The sequence below is a fragment of the Methylomonas sp. AM2-LC genome (genome assembly GCF_039904985.1).
Classification (GTDB): Bacteria; Pseudomonadota; Gammaproteobacteria; order Methylococcales; family Methylomonadaceae; genus Methylomonas.
The window spans coordinates 3,262,562-3,276,808 of record NZ_CP157005.1; the positions used below are offsets into that span (position 1 = coordinate 3,262,562).

General features: G+C 41.5%; 14 protein-coding genes. 7 read left to right on the forward strand and 7 right to left on the reverse strand.

What is annotated here, in order from left to right; translation table 11 throughout:
* Positions 1–82: 82 nt before the first annotated feature.
* Positions 83–2,434 carry a penicillin acylase family protein gene (locus ABH008_RS14570; protein WP_347986342.1) on the forward strand — a complete coding sequence of 784 codons (2,352 nt, stop codon included), beginning with the start codon at positions 83–85 and terminating at the stop codon, positions 2,432–2,434.
* 421 nt (positions 2,435–2,855) lie between these two features.
* A complete protein-coding gene (locus ABH008_RS14575) occupies positions 2,856–3,461 on the forward strand; it encodes a PEP-CTERM sorting domain-containing protein (protein WP_347986343.1) in 606 nt (201 codons plus the stop codon).
* A 242-nt stretch (positions 3,462–3,703) separates the two neighbouring features.
* Here the strand turns inward: ABH008_RS14575 and ABH008_RS14580 are convergent, their stop codons facing one another.
* From ABH008_RS14580 to ABH008_RS14590, 3 genes are all read right to left on the reverse strand, one after another.
* Entirely contained in the window at positions 3,704–3,856 is a 153-nt protein-coding gene (locus ABH008_RS14580; RefSeq protein WP_347986344.1) for a hypothetical protein, read from the reverse strand.
* 298 nt (positions 3,857–4,154) lie between these two features.
* Positions 4,155–4,286: a hypothetical protein gene (locus tag ABH008_RS14585; protein WP_347986345.1), complete on the reverse strand. Its 132-nt coding sequence runs from the start codon at positions 4,284–4,286 to the stop codon at positions 4,155–4,157.
* 8 nt (positions 4,287–4,294) lie between these two features.
* Entirely contained in the window at positions 4,295–5,686 is a 1,392-nt protein-coding gene (locus tag ABH008_RS14590) for an OFA family MFS transporter (RefSeq protein WP_347986346.1), read from the reverse strand.
* Positions 5,687–6,015: 329 nt separating this feature from the next.
* Here ABH008_RS14590 and ABH008_RS14595 point away from each other — a divergent pair, with 329 nt between their 5' ends.
* From ABH008_RS14595 to ABH008_RS14605, 3 genes are all read left to right on the forward strand, one after another.
* On the forward strand, positions 6,016–6,666 hold the full coding sequence (locus ABH008_RS14595) for a hypothetical protein (RefSeq protein ID WP_347986347.1): 651 nt from the start codon (positions 6,016–6,018) through the stop codon (positions 6,664–6,666).
* A 144-nt stretch (positions 6,667–6,810) separates the two neighbouring features.
* The gene (gene tgt / locus ABH008_RS14600) at positions 6,811–7,920 is read left to right on the forward strand and encodes a tRNA guanosine(34) transglycosylase Tgt (RefSeq protein WP_347986348.1); all 1,110 of its coding nucleotides are present in this window, start codon (positions 6,811–6,813) and stop codon (positions 7,918–7,920) included.
* On the forward strand, positions 7,920–8,423 hold the full coding sequence (locus ABH008_RS14605) for a DNA-deoxyinosine glycosylase (protein WP_347986349.1): 504 nt from the start codon (positions 7,920–7,922) through the stop codon (positions 8,421–8,423). The genes tgt and ABH008_RS14605 overlap by 1 nt, the downstream gene beginning before the upstream one ends.
* Before the next feature lie 88 nt (positions 8,424–8,511).
* Here the strand turns inward: ABH008_RS14605 and ABH008_RS14610 are convergent, their stop codons facing one another.
* Together ABH008_RS14610 and ABH008_RS14615 are read right to left on the reverse strand one after the other, a co-directional pair.
* On the reverse strand, positions 8,512–9,333 hold the full coding sequence (locus ABH008_RS14610) for an MOSC N-terminal beta barrel domain-containing protein (protein ID WP_347986350.1): 822 nt from the start codon (positions 9,331–9,333) through the stop codon (positions 8,512–8,514).
* Between the two features lie 11 nt (positions 9,334–9,344).
* Positions 9,345–9,740: a PilZ domain-containing protein gene (locus tag ABH008_RS14615; protein WP_347986351.1), complete on the reverse strand. Its 396-nt coding sequence runs from the start codon at positions 9,738–9,740 to the stop codon at positions 9,345–9,347.
* A gap of 140 nt (positions 9,741–9,880) precedes the next feature.
* On the opposite strand from ABH008_RS14615, the gene ABH008_RS14620 reads away from it, so the two are divergent.
* Positions 9,881–11,047: an ABC transporter substrate-binding protein gene (locus ABH008_RS14620; RefSeq protein WP_347986352.1), complete on the forward strand. Its 1,167-nt coding sequence runs from the start codon at positions 9,881–9,883 to the stop codon at positions 11,045–11,047.
* A gap of 60 nt (positions 11,048–11,107) precedes the next feature.
* Here ABH008_RS14620 and ABH008_RS14625 read toward each other — a convergent pair whose 3' ends face one another.
* Positions 11,108–12,178: a transglycosylase SLT domain-containing protein gene (locus ABH008_RS14625; RefSeq protein WP_347986353.1), complete on the reverse strand. Its 1,071-nt coding sequence runs from the start codon at positions 12,176–12,178 to the stop codon at positions 11,108–11,110.
* A 598-nt stretch (positions 12,179–12,776) separates the two neighbouring features.
* On the opposite strand from ABH008_RS14625, the gene ABH008_RS14630 reads away from it, so the two are divergent.
* The gene (locus ABH008_RS14630) at positions 12,777–13,319 is read left to right on the forward strand and encodes a hypothetical protein (RefSeq protein ID WP_347986354.1); all 543 of its coding nucleotides are present in this window, start codon (positions 12,777–12,779) and stop codon (positions 13,317–13,319) included.
* Between the two features lie 184 nt (positions 13,320–13,503).
* Here the strand turns inward: ABH008_RS14630 and ABH008_RS14635 are convergent, their stop codons facing one another.
* Complete coding sequence (locus ABH008_RS14635; protein WP_347986355.1) at positions 13,504–14,247, reverse strand: DUF2076 domain-containing protein; 744 nt, start codon at positions 14,245–14,247, stop codon at positions 13,504–13,506.

Below are 14,247 nucleotides of genomic sequence, written 5' to 3' on the forward strand. Positions count from 1 at the left end.
GGAATTACCAAATGAATCAAGGACAATTAAGAACAGTTTGCAAAACCACTATCCTAGTTTCGCATCCTAATTGAGAAAAACAGTGTTTGTTCCCAAACCCTTGAAATCACTATTCATCAGTTTTGTATTACTGGTTTGTTTATTAGCTATTGGCTTATCCTATTTACTATTTGCTTCATTGCCCATAGAAAATGGTAGGCAGCAACTAACTGGCTTAAGCGCTAGCGTTACCGTTAATGCCGATAAATTAGGCATACCCAGTATTCAGGCCAACAATCGTAATGATGCTTTTCGCGTTTTAGGTTTTTTACATGCGCGTGATCGACTCTTCCAAATGGATTTGATGCGCCGCATGAGTGGCGGGCGTTTGGCTGAAGTTTTTGGCGAAAAAGCCATTAACATTGATAAGACTCAACGTCATTACCAACTCAATCAGACAGCAGCATCCATCGTTCGAAACTTACCTAAAAACCAACTTGCCGTGCTTTCTGCCTATGTCGAAGGAGTGAATGCATTTATCGCTCAAGCCCCAATTTTACCCCCTGAATTTATAGCACTCAATTATCGCCCTGATGCCTGGCGTGCAGAAGATAGTTTATTGGTTGCTCTACACATGTTTCAAACGCTTAATGGTCAAGAACAGGATGAACGCATGTTAAGCGTGATGGATAAAATGCTTTCACCAGCGCTAGTTAAATTTTTGACACCCGATACGGATCAATACGCAACCGTTTTGGTGGGCGGGGCGCTATCGCATCGGCCGGCATCGGCAATTCCAATTGCCGATTTTAAACAACTCACTAGTCAAACTATCAAATTAGCACAAGGTGCAGTCGACACGGAAACCAACATTGCCGGTTCAAATAATTGGGTCGTCGCGGGTACCAAAACCTTGGATGGACGTGCCATCATTGCTAACGATATGCATTTAAAACTAAACACACCTAATATTTGGTTCCGCGCCGAATTACGCTATGGAGAGTACTTTCTTAACGGTGTGACTTTGCCGGGTTTGCCGGTACAAATTGTGGGAAGTAATCAATATGTTGCTTGGGGTTTTACCAATGCAACAGCTGATTTGCTGGATTTAGTTCGCCTAAACATTAATCCAGACAATAATCAGGAATACCTTACTCCGCAAGGTTGGCGTAGATTTACCCAACAGTCTGACATCATCAAGATTAAGGGGGGTAAAGAAATACCGATAGAACTGCGCTCTACTATTTGGGGACCGGTATCTAATCAACCTTTATTAGAGCAACCAGTTGCTATTAAATGGACTGCTCTTGAACCCAACGCTGTCGATTTTGGCTTATTGGATATGGATAAAGTTAAATCCGTAGCACAAGCTATGACGGTACTTAATCAAGCTGGTGGCCCACCACAAAATGTGGTGCTAGCCGATAGTGATGGCCATATAGGCTGGACGTATATGGGACGTTTTCCAAAGCGCAAGGGATTTGATGGTCTTGTCAGTCTATCCTGGTCTGAGGCGTCTTCAATTTGGGATGGATTTATTCCAGCAGAGGAATTACCGCGCCTGCTCGATCCAGCATCCGGATTTATTGCCACGGCTAATAACCGCACACTAGGGAAAGAATATCCTTATATTATGGGTTATAACTGGGCACTTGGTTATAGAGCCTATCGTATCTCAGAGTTATTGGGACAAAACAACGCAATCACCGAACAGGATATGCTGCAAATTCAGCTAGACACCCGCTCAGAAATTTTTGATTTTTATCGTGATCTGGCACTGAAAGTATTAAATGGCTCAGCAAATAGCCAAATAGAATCCGCCATACGCGCCTGGGACGGCCATATGCATAGCGATAGTAAAGGCATTGCCTTATTAATTGCGTTTCGCAGTCAATTAGCAGAAGCCTTATTCGCTAAAGTGGTTGAGCGCTGCCGACAATCTGATCCAGATTTTGTTTATGCTTGGCGAGAAATGGAAACTCCGCTCCGCGCACTGCTAACGCAACGTCCTGCTGGTGTTCTTCCTGCCCAATATCAAGATGATTGGGATCAATTCATTTTACAAACATTGCAATCATCCGCTGTTAATCTAGCAGATAAATATCCTCAGACTACAATAGATCAACTTGATTGGAAAACCGTCAATCGCGTTTCTCTAACCCATCCCCTCAGTAAAGGTTTGCCCATGCTGGCGACACTATTGAACATTGATGATTTTAATAGCGATGGTTGTGCAGGTTTCTGTATCAAGGTATTGGCAAATGCGCATGGAGCAAGTGAGCGCCTAGTGGTATCGCCAGCACATCCAGAGGACGGCATACTGCAAATGCCAGGCGGTCAATCAGGACATCCGTTTTCCAGACATTACCGAGATCAGCATCCGTTTTGGTATGCAGGAGGAATAACGCCATTTACCCCTACTGAAAGCGTACAAACCCTGCAATTTACACCCTAAATTTGCCCAATAATGTTGCCAAGCCTAAGTTTTCTGAGCAATGTCAGTAGCAAGCTATAGGGAACTTCGAAAAACCTAGCTTTTGTGCTTCGATAGAGCTCTTCTGAGTTATATCGAAGGGCTCAGCACGAACGGTAGGCTATTGATATATAAATACCACCGTTCGCCCTGAGCTTGTCGAAGGGTGGTTTTTCGAAGCTCCCTATACATAACAAACTCTAATCTTACCGCCTAAATTCTTCACTCTATAGGTATTTCTACGTATATTCATTCTGTATAAACTCATTAGAATCTAACACCGAACACCAGCAGTATGTGGCAGCATGTTGATGAACTATGAACCTTACAGTTTCTAGGACAATCTGCATCTGTCGAATTTTAAATTCTAGCGTTACGATTTTAACTTTTTGGAGTATTCAATATGATTATGCGAAAAAAAACTTTATTAGCCAGTGCTATCGCTTTGACAGCTACCGTTTATTTGCCAACAGCCAGTGCTTTAGGAACTGATACCTTTACTGTTAGTGCCGCTGGCACCTATACGCCTACTTCAACAATTACCGATACACTAGGGTACGGAACCATAGCTAGTTATTTAAGTGCAGCAAATGGAAGTGCTTTTGATTTCATCATCCATTTTAAAGATCCTATTGTTAATGCTGTATTACAATCCGGAAATGAATCATGGAATTTTGCTTTCGATAAGGGTGCTTTCAGCAATATTCAATCCAGTTTTAATGGTGCGGCCTTTTCTAATGCTCCCATTGCTAATGGTGCGTATGATGTTATCTCTACTGCTATTGCTACATCAACGGCAAATGGTGTGCCTTTTACGACTGATACCACTCTTGAAATCAAAGGTACTGAATCACTTAATGCAGGAACCAGTGCTCACTACACGATAGATATTACATCGAGCGGCATTACCGGACAAGTACCAGAACCAGAACAATTGTCTCTGTTTCTAATTGGCCTGCCTTTAATTTCTTGGTTGGTGCGTCGCAAACAAATGATTAAAGTAGCTTAAATAACAGTTAAGTTTTACTTGGAATTTATCGTACCTATGTATGTTTACTCGACATATATCTTATAGAGACATGTTAATGATGTAAGGCAGTATGGTGCAGTATTAATTCAAAAATATACTAAGCCATAGTGCCTGCTTATATCAGTGCTTGCCTGCAAGTTGTAAGGATAAACATTACCAAGTTAGCCAACATATTCCATAAACTACCCTAGAATAGACGATAAGATAAATACTGTACTAGATTAAGTGTTTTTCTCAAGTAATCGTAATAACACATCTCTTTGTTTAACCAGTTGTGAACTCTGTCTGCAAAGCAATTTTATTAACTCTGCTGCATCTTTATAACCTGCAGAATTAAGTTCATTCACCATTTGCATAGGGGTTTTATCGTACATAAAAATCCTCATAATTAATAAAAACAATACTTCAGCATGTTGTACACAGAATGCGTGAAAGAATTTGTTAGAATCTATTATTAATAATTTTTTCTTAAATAAATACCGACCAAAGTACAATACAACGGATAAATTTTTGAATTTTTATTTATATCTATGATAAATATATAAAAATATTTATGAAACCTGTAAAAAACCCGACTTTGACTTAGTCGGGCTCACCATTAAACATAAAAATCAGCAGATATAAATGGCCTAAGCTCATTATTCTCTATCTTGAATAAAACCAGATGCCACTCTAATTAAACAATGCCATCGCTTTTTTAACAGTTGACCATACTCCCCAAGTTAAGGGTATGGACACATACAACCAAAACAGTAGTATTTGCCAGAGTGGTGTTGAAACAGGTATTTCGGTAGGTTGCATCATATAAACTCCTATTTAACTTGTGTATGCGGATAAGCACCATCCAATTCATCAAACTCATCATGCCTCATATGATGTTTTTCATGTACCGGACGTATCAGCAAATTACTGACAAACCCAATCAGTAACAATCCCGCCATGATATACATGGTGACATTATAAGCTTCAGCTTTGGCGACACCCTGCTGAATCTGATATTCCCTAATGTAATTGACTAATACAGGCCCTAAAACACCGGCTGTAGACCAGGCGGTTAACAAGCGACCATGAATACCACCCACAAATCGGGTGCCGAATATGTCTGCCAAATAGGCTGGAATGGTAGAAAATCCGCCACCGTACATACTCATAATCACTGCGTACAACAACACAAACATCAGCATATTGCCATGCATACCCATACTGGGTATGGTGGCATACAGGCAAGCACCAAGTACAAAAAATATAAAATAGGTATTTTTACGCCCCAGATAATCGGATGTGGAAGACCAAAAAAATCGACCACCCATATTAAATAAACTGAGTAAACCAACAAAACCTGCTGCGGCAGCAGGCGTAACCGAGCCTTTAAACATTTCCTGTATCATCACAGAGGCCTGACTCAATACGCCAATACCCGCACTAACGTTCATACACAACACCAACCACAACAAATAGAATTGCGGTGTTTTCAAGGCCTGATCGATATGCACATGTTTATCGGTAATCATACGATTTTCGACTATCGCAGGCGTCCAGCCAGCGGGTTGCCAGTCTGAAGGAGGTATTCGAATGGTGAGTGAACCTATCAGCATGGAAATAAAATAGAAACTTCCCATCACACAAAAAGTCTCCATAACACCCACAGAGCTAGCTGATTTAAAATGCTCCATCAATAATACCGACAAGGGCGACCCTATCATGGCTCCGCCGCCAAAGCCCATGATTGCCATACCCGTTGCCATCCCTCGTCGGTCTGGAAACCATTTAATCAGGGTAGATACCGGTGATACGTAACCTAAGCCTAAACCGATGCCGCCTATCACACCGTAACCCAAATAAACCAGCCAGATTGTATGTAAATAAATCCCTAATGCCGCCACCCAAAAACCGCCACCAAAACAACAGGCAGCCACAAACATGGTTAAGCGAGGTCCTACTTTTTCCAACCATTTACCAGCAAAAGCTGCTGATAATCCCAAAAATACAATAGCTAAACTAAAAATCCAGCCCAGGGTGGTTAGCTTCCAATCATCGGGTGCACTAGTGGTCACACCAATAATTCTGCTCAGCGGTTCATTAAACACACTAAACGCATAAGCTTGCCCAATACACAAATGTACAGATAAAGCCGCCGGAGGTACTAGCCAACGACTAAAACCCGGCTTGGCTGTTATACGTTGCTTAGAAAAAAACCCTGGCATCACCCAGACTCCTTTTGTTATGAAAATTACTGCAATTATGCCGAGTAATGCTAGAGATTGTAAACACAGCTTTTGCAATTCATAAACTTTTCATTACCTACAATCAAAAAGTAACGATGTATAATTTGTGGATTATCTTACTGTCTATTTAAAACTGTGACGTTCGGTAACAATCGATTTTTGAAGGTAGTTGCTAAGCATTATCCTCATTAGTTTGGTATTTTTTATATCTTTTTTGACAGCGATAACCTTAACAGTAATTTCGAAGAACCAAAATACAAAACCTGATACCCATTTTTTCATTTCAATTTCATAATAAGGAGTTTTCAATGCCAGGTAATTTTTTGATTGACCCAATCGATTTTATGAAGAATAACCTAGTTGTTCCTCATCATGCGCAAATTGGTTCAAACCAAGCTGACTCAGGTATACATACAATGTGCTTGGTTAAGTCCAGTGTTCCTGCCAGACAAAATGGTAAAGATGTCGACAAATGGATTTTGATGAAATATTCATCACGAATAAACCCAGCTACATTAGGGGGAGTATTTGAAGCTTATTGGTGTCCATATTCACAAAACCAAACTTTAACTTGTGTACTCAACACGGAATCACGTTATATGTTTACCGCGACAATGGATGGCTGTAGCTTTGGCATTGGTTCGCAAACGGGTGATGGTGCTTGTCGGGTTGCCCATGCAAACGAATCAGGATTTGGTTTAAAACATGAAAATATATTTGGAATGGATGGAGCTCGGCAATTTCAACGTTCGGAACAGGAACAAAGATTAAAACATCAATTAGGTAACAACATTCAAGTCATTAATCCACTTAACTATATGGCAGACTTTGATGGTGCTTTAGAGCTTAAATCAACTACTTTCGGTTATCGAAAAGCAATGACTTGGGAGTTTTATACGCAAAAATATTGGAAAAATGGAGGAACTTTCTTTTTAAGAGAGGTTGTAAAACAGGCTTAACTATCACAAAAAGTAATTCAAACCATCAGACTATGAGGTCTCTTAACAATTTCATTAGCAGTGAGATTTACTGTTCAGAGCACATTTAAACTAGCCTGTCTGCTCAAAAGCAAGCATAATTAGCGAATTTTTGCCCAACAACTAATGAAATTTGATTTACATAATAGTGACGGACATGCCCGGCGTGGACAGTTAACCTTTGCTCGAGGCGTGGTGGAAACCCCCATTTTTATGCCTGTAGGCACTTATGGTACCGTTAAGGCCTTAACACCTGAGGATTTAACCACCTTGGGCGCACAAATTATATTGGGAAATACCTTTCATTTAATGCTACGACCTGGCATGGACGTGGTGAAAGCGCATGGAGATTTACATGATTTTATGCGTTGGCAAAAGCCGATACTCACCGACTCAGGTGGATTTCAGGTCTTCAGTTTAGGTGCTTTACGCAAAATAAAGGAACAAGGTGTCACCTTTAAATCCCCCATTAATGGTAGCAAAATCTTCATGGGACCCGAAGAATCCATGCAGGTTCAAGCCGATTTGGGCTCTGATATCGTAATGATCTTTGACGAATGCACCCCCTATCCGGCTACTTATAACGAAGCAGCAGATTCCATGCGCTTATCGTTACGTTGGGCAGAACGCAGTAAACGTGCGCATGAGGGTAACCCAAATGCTTTGTTTGGCATTGTGCAAGGCGGCATGTATGCCGATTTACGTCTGGAATCGGTACAAGGTTTAAAAGCAATTGGCTTTGATGGTTATGCAATTGGTGGTTTGTCGGTAGGAGAACCAAAAGCCGAGATGATGGCCACCCTGGAAGCCATACATCAACATCTGCCATATGATAAGCCACGTTATCTGATGGGCGTAGGCACGCCAGAAGACATTGTTGAAGCAGTGAGTCGTGGCATTGATATGTTTGACTGCGTGATGCCAACCCGTAATGCGCGTAACGGTCATTTATTTACTCGGCATGGCGTAATTAAAATTAGAAACCAACAATATCAATACGATACCCGACCGTTAGATGAAAACTGCAGTTGTTATACTTGTCGTAATTACTCACGCGCCTATTTAAAGCATCTGGATAAATGTAAAGAAATGCTCGGCGCCCGCCTAAATACTATTCATAATTTACATTATTATTTAGAGCTTATGCAGGAAATACGCACAGCCATTAAAGAACAGCAATTTTCGCAGTTTGTAGCACGCTTTTACGCATTACGTACAAAAGGCTGTTTAGATTAATGGCGACTGTATACAGTTTCCCTCCCTTGGTTAGCGCAGAAGCCAAACTCTTAATTTTGGGTAGTATGCCGGGTACGGCTTCGCTGACGGCCGGACAATATTATGCGCATCCGCGCAATTTATTTTGGCCTATCATGGGTGAACTGTTGGGAGCTGCCCCCACACTTTCTTATCAGGAACGCACCCGCATACTCACCAGTAAAGGTATTGCGGTATGGGATGTATTAAAGAGTTGTTCACGCACTGGAAGCCTGGATGCGGCCATCAATAAGTCATCGATGGTCAATAATGACTTTAGCGATTTTTTAAGTGGCTATCCACAGATAAAAGCTATATTTTTTAATGGTAGTACGGCGGAAAAAACATTTTCAAATTTCGTATTAGCACATTTAAATAACAAGGCTTTGCATTTACAACGACTTCCTTCTACCAGCCCAGCACACGCGGCACTCAGTTATTCACAAAAACTGGAAAGCTGGCGGGTAATACTTGAATATATATAATAGTAGCATCTTGCCAGGTTTCGGCTAGCACCTCAACAAGAGTATACAGGCTTCCAACGAGGCTTTTTGAGTTAAGTTAAACCTTGTATCATGCTAAAGGTGGCTGTCTTTCACCTGTCTCTACAATTTCAATTAAACTGCCTACGCTTAATACACCCTGCTGATCATGCAGTACATTTTGGCCAAAATACACTTTGTTTTGCCATTTTCTAAGCCGGGCCAAGGTAGTTAAAGGTTCTTTGCCACTTAATGCTGTTTGCGGGTCAATGGTCGGAACAGAACAACGTGAACAGGGCTTGGGAAGCCTGAAGTGAATATCATTAATGATGATTTGTCGCCAACTGTCTTCTGCATAGCTAGCACATTCTGCCACTACCAGATTAGGACGAAATCTGATCATGTCCAGTTCCAGTGACATGGCGTTATTTAAAGCCTGCAATGAAGCTTCGGACACCAACAAAAATGGAAATCCATCTGAAAATGCGGTTTGATCGGAAGACAACGCGTAGTTTGGATCGACACGACGAATACTGTGTTCTGGCAGATAAACCAAACGACATGAGGTACCTAAATAATCGCTTAGCCAATTATCTAGTCGAGCATCACAGGTTTTGGCAATACACTGATCATGCCAGATTTGCACAGTTAGCTCTTCTCCGTCTTCAGTCTCTAAAGCCACGCTATACTCAGAATGACCCGGAGCAGTCAAAAACAAGCGTTGTTCTTTGATTTGTGTACTAATTAAAGCCATGCGCGGCAAACGGCGCTGTGATAGGAAATCACCTTGCTCATCGACCAGCATCCATTTGCGGTCATAACGTAAACCATTCTGGTCGACTGGCCATGTGGAGACCTGAAAACCAGCCAGAGATTTAACTGGGTATAGGTGAATTTGACTAAGAACTGGCATAAGAATGGCGTTTAAACGAAGATTAAATCCGTTTGAGTTTTGAGAATATGGTCGCCTAAGGGTTTATTATAACGTTTGAATTTAAGGCCGTATTTATTTGTGGCTGTATAGACGACAATCGCTTCAATATCAAAGCGTTTTCCATCCTGAAACAACAGATAAAGAAAAACTTGCTTACTACGACCAAAATTTTTAGTTGTCCTGATACCCGCCCCTTTACTACTGATATCTTCAATTATGACTGGCACCAACTGTGGCAGAATCAGTTTACCCAGTTTTACCACTGCTTTTATATCATTACGTCGATAGCGCACAGCCATTCTTTTATTGACGTTAGAGTCGTCGAACAGAGGTATTTCTTTATCCAATTCATCGAAAATATCGACGGGAAGTTCTGATTCTGACATAAAAAAACCGATTGAAATTATTCGCCAAGTATTAAGACTTCCTTTGAAAAATACAAGTGTCAAAGTACCATTAAGAGAACTAGTACAATATTTTAATTTTTAGGTACAATCGATGCTTTGATATCACCCACTGTTAACTAATGTGTAACGCCAAGTTTTACCTATTCTCCTTATTGCTTTTTATCCATACGCCGAGTTGGAGTGCATCGAATAATCAAGTCATTAAGATTGCATATGTTATACAAGAACTACCTGCACCGGTTGCCTTATCCAATCTGGATGTGCTTGTACCTAACAAAGGAATAAGCGGCGCAGAATTAGCTATCAGTGATAATAATACCACGGGAGAATTTACGGGTCAGAAATACGTTTTAAAAACTATCAATATACCGCTGGGTGCTGATGTTGTTGAAACCTATAAAAAACAAATTGATAATGATACCAATTTGATTTTGCTGGCGGTAAATGCCGAACAATTATTGAAATTGACTGATTTGACAAACAACCAGCAAAAACTGTGGTTTGATGTGGCCACCAGTGATGATGAGTTACGTAATGGTCTGTGTCGGCATCAGGTGTTACATATATTACCCAGCCGCGCAATGCGTGCTGATGCACTGGCCCAGTACATGTTAAAAAAGCGTTGGCAAAAATGGTTTTTGGTCACCGGTCAAAGTCCTGCCGATCAATTATATGCACAGGCTATAAAACGAGCCGCAAAACATTTTGGTATGAAGATAGTCGCCGAAAAAAGCTGGACGAATAACTTTGACTCGCGACGCACTGCTCAATCAGATGTTCCTGAGTTTACTCAAGGGGTAGATTATGACGTATTAGTGGTCGCTGATGAGGAAGGCGTGTTTGGAGAATATCTGGATTATCGCACCTGGAGTCCACGCCCGGTTATAGGTACACAAGGGTTGATTGCGACTGCCTGGCACAAAACCCATGAGCTATGGGGTGCAACACAATTGCAAAACCGCTTTCGGGCATTTAGTGGACGCGGGATGGAAGAACAGGATTATGCTGCCTATATTGCTGTAAGAGCTATCGGCGAAGCCAGTTTGCGTACCAAGTCGAATCAAATGCAATCCATAAAAGATTACCTGCTATCCAATACCTTTGCATTACAGGGTTACAAAGGTGTGCCTTTGTCGTTTAGGGCTTGGGATGGGCAATTGAGGCAACCTGTTCTGTTGGCTGCACCTCGCGAATTGGTGTCCGTAGCACCCTTAGATGGTTTTTTACATCCAAAAACAGAATTAGATACACTGGGTTATGATCAGCCGGAAACAAGTTGTAAATAAGGTGTATGAAATCTGTCGAATTGCCCAATACGGGTGGGTGTTCGATATTTCGCTGATTAGTTAAAATACAGTCACTAAACCTGGAATGCCCATACGCTGGATATGCACAGCATTATCACCGTCCTGATAAGCTAGTAATTTACCTTCTTGATGCCAAAGTCTGAAAGCCAGCGAATAAGACAACACCCTAATCGGATAATCACGCGGCAACTGCTGTAAATACGGCTGCATACTGATAAAATCGTTGGCACCGTATTGATCCATAATAAACTTTAGGCCTCCATTTTTTGGGCCTATGTTGTAGGCTAGTAAGCCTAAAAATAAATCATTATTCATTTCTGCTAAATAATACTTTAATGTAGCTGCAGCTACAAAAGCATTATGTCGCTGATCTAACAACGATAATTTATCAATCTTAAGTTGTTGTTTAGCCTGTTCCAGCAAAAATTTGGGTACTGCCGTAATTTGAAATAGCCCGTGCCCACCGTCATGGCTATCACGGGGTAAAAAAGAAGACTCTGTAGCGGCAACACCTAATAAAATATCCAAATCAAGATCGAAATGGGCGGCAGCATCGGTAACATCGGCTTTAAAGGTTTCTGAGCGTTCCATCATTTTCTGCAAATCGGTCTGATCATAACGCCGATAGGCTGCATAAACCTGATGCGCCAGTGTGGTTCTGGCTGCTTGCTGTTTTCCCCCCACCAAACCACGAAAATGCGTAAATACAGAAGTGTAACCCGCATGAGCCACATACCAAATCACCCCACCAGACAAGATGACTGCCAAACAAGCGGGTAAGAAAACGGCACGCTTAACTAACCAACTACGCAGTTTAATCCAACTAATTAAGGCAAGCGCAGCCAAACCAATCCAACAAACCACACCCAATGTAAACGGTAATATATTGGCAAAAAACTCAGTACCCGTAAAACTATTTGCTGCAAAGCCTAACGCAATCATGGTTGCCAAACTAGCGCTGATGATCACGCCTAAACTTTCCATAATGAATAAAGGCATATTCCGTTTAAAACTGGACAGTAAGGTCAATCCTTTTTTATGTGATTTGGTTTTACCTTTACGTTGTGCAGATTTAGCTGATGGCCTGATTGTTGGTTTTGGTTTGATCATGCCAATAGTATAGTAACGATGTTGGCTTCTTTCCAACGGGTTAATTTATTGTACTACTAACCGCCTATCCTGTCGGCAGATATGCTTATTAAAGGGGGACACCACGCGGTGCGACGTGATATTAGGTAACAAATATTGTGCCAAATAAACAGTAAATAATCATACTTGTATTCGATATCGTTTTAATTTATAAAGCTTTTACCAGAAAAAAGCTGGAACATAAATACATTATAGAATATAGGGTACACCATTTTATTAACGCTAAATTGATGAGGAATTTAATAATCTATAAAAAACAATGCTAGCCCTACTTTGCACATTACCGATATCACAGGCAATCACAGCTGCTTGCTCTGATATAAATTATTGACTGCTGCTAAAAATACCCAAAATACCGGTGGATATGGCTTACCCATGGGGCAACCGTAATTGACGAAACTGGTGTAGCCTTCGCAGTGGTGACAACCGGCCAGGCAGGTGCTGCTGCCAGTAACCATGCCTGGTTAGGTAGCCGCATAATTTCAGCCCAAAAGCGAATACAGCCAATGATTTTAGTCTTGATGGTTATGCTATATCAACGGCAAACCTGTATAGCGCCGTGCATCCTGACGGCAGTTTATACGGTTTACAACACAGTAACCCGGTTGACTCTGCTATTGCCTATAGCGGCAATCCAGTAGACTATAGCGTTAACAACACCTCCGGTGTACAAGTTAGCGCATCTGACCCTTTAATTGGTAATCGCATTGGCGGTGTTAATGAGTTTGGCGGTGGATTGGCACTATATCTGAATGGTAAAAAAGTGGGAGCCTTAGGTGTATTTGGCAACACCTCCTACCGCGACCACGCCAATGCTTGGCAAATTCGGGCTGCCTTAAAATTACAACCTGGCAAAGAAACAGTTGGCATCACAACTTATAACGTTAATGCCGCAGGACAATTACAGACCAATCTTACCGGCGCCACAGTGGGTGATGAATTAATTCTGAATGTGGGTGCTGATAGAGATGGTGATAATAATTATTGGTCAGCTTGGTCACAACCTGCCTGCCCTAATTCAACAGCTCTAGGCACAGCAAACAACACTTTAAATTGTACAATTCAAATTAATAATGTTCCAGATCACCATAAACACTGGTAAAACAACCCGATATAAAGTGTTAATTAACGTTGATATAGTTACATTAATTTAGAAAAACTGATTGAGTAAGCACCCACTCTCTCTCATTTAGCGATTCAACGTATAGCCCTATGTTTGTTGGGTTATGCTCTACTGAGCTAACCCAACATATTTAGATTTTGAAGTTGTTTTTTGTGGTTACACATTAAATCCAGTCAGAATCACTGCTACCACTATCATCCATAAAACTATCATCACTGCTACTGGTTAAAAAATCATTACCGGAATAGCTGTCGTTAGCGTACTGTCCGGCACCGTATTGATTATTATCGGCAAGTTGCGATCCAGCATCATCTCCATAATAATTATTGACGACTGTATTTTCGGTAATTTGTTCACCACCAAAAGGTTGCTGACCAAAGCCGCCGCCACCAAAACCACCACCGCCAAAGCCACCGCCATGATGCCCCATCAGACTTTCAATTCCCTGAAACAAAAAGCCCCCCGCTACGACACCTGCTGCAGTGGTTGCCATATTTCCAAGAAAACTGGAACCGCCCCCAAACAAACCACCACTTTGTGCAGGTTGTGGCGCAGGTGCTTGCGCTTGTGGCGCATAACGCGGTGCGGGCTGATAGTTGGTTGCACCTGGAACTGGACCAGAGCTAGCCACTGGTTGCGCCCAGGGATCGCTACCTAAAAAGCTACCTGAACCAATTGGACTTTGCACGCTTTGCAATTGTTTTTGCAATTGATCGATCTGAGCTTTAGCACTGTTCAAGGCATGATCCATTAATAATGCTCTTTGTACCAGTAAATAAGCTGCATCGGGTTGACGTGCTACTGCGTCACGGATAAGGCCTTCTGCCTCCGCATCTTTAGTCGGTAATTTATATTCAATCAAAGACTTAAGTAACTGAGTCAGTTGATCGCGTTCCTGTGTATTCAT

What these genes read in the sequence shown, in the direction of transcription:
- ABH008_RS14575 (WP_347986343.1), top strand. Translation starts at nt 2,856, where the DNA reads ATGATTATGCGAAAAAAAACTTTATTAGCCAGTGCTATCGCTTTGACA.
- ABH008_RS14580 (WP_347986344.1), bottom strand. Translation starts at nt 3,856, where the DNA reads ATGTACGATAAAACCCCTATGCAAATGGTGAATGAACTTAATTCTGCA.
- ABH008_RS14585 (WP_347986345.1), bottom strand. Translation starts at nt 4,286, where the DNA reads ATGATGCAACCTACCGAAATACCTGTTTCAACACCACTCTGGCAAATA.
- ABH008_RS14590 (WP_347986346.1), bottom strand. Translation starts at nt 5,686, where the DNA reads ATGCCAGGGTTTTTTTCTAAGCAACGTATAACAGCCAAGCCGGGTTTT.
- ABH008_RS14595 (WP_347986347.1), top strand. Translation starts at nt 6,016, where the DNA reads ATGCCAGGTAATTTTTTGATTGACCCAATCGATTTTATGAAGAATAAC.
- tgt (WP_347986348.1), top strand. Translation starts at nt 6,811, where the DNA reads ATGAAATTTGATTTACATAATAGTGACGGACATGCCCGGCGTGGACAG.
- ABH008_RS14605 (WP_347986349.1), top strand. Translation starts at nt 7,920, where the DNA reads ATGGCGACTGTATACAGTTTCCCTCCCTTGGTTAGCGCAGAAGCCAAA.
- ABH008_RS14610 (WP_347986350.1), bottom strand. Translation starts at nt 9,333, where the DNA reads ATGCCAGTTCTTAGTCAAATTCACCTATACCCAGTTAAATCTCTGGCT.
- ABH008_RS14615 (WP_347986351.1), bottom strand. Translation starts at nt 9,740, where the DNA reads ATGTCAGAATCAGAACTTCCCGTCGATATTTTCGATGAATTGGATAAA.
- ABH008_RS14620 (WP_347986352.1), top strand. Translation starts at nt 9,881, where the DNA reads ATGTGTAACGCCAAGTTTTACCTATTCTCCTTATTGCTTTTTATCCAT.
- ABH008_RS14625 (WP_347986353.1), bottom strand. Translation starts at nt 12,178, where the DNA reads ATGATCAAACCAAAACCAACAATCAGGCCATCAGCTAAATCTGCACAA.
- ABH008_RS14635 (WP_347986355.1), bottom strand. Translation starts at nt 14,247, where the DNA reads ATGAATACACAGGAACGCGATCAACTGACTCAGTTACTTAAGTCTTTG.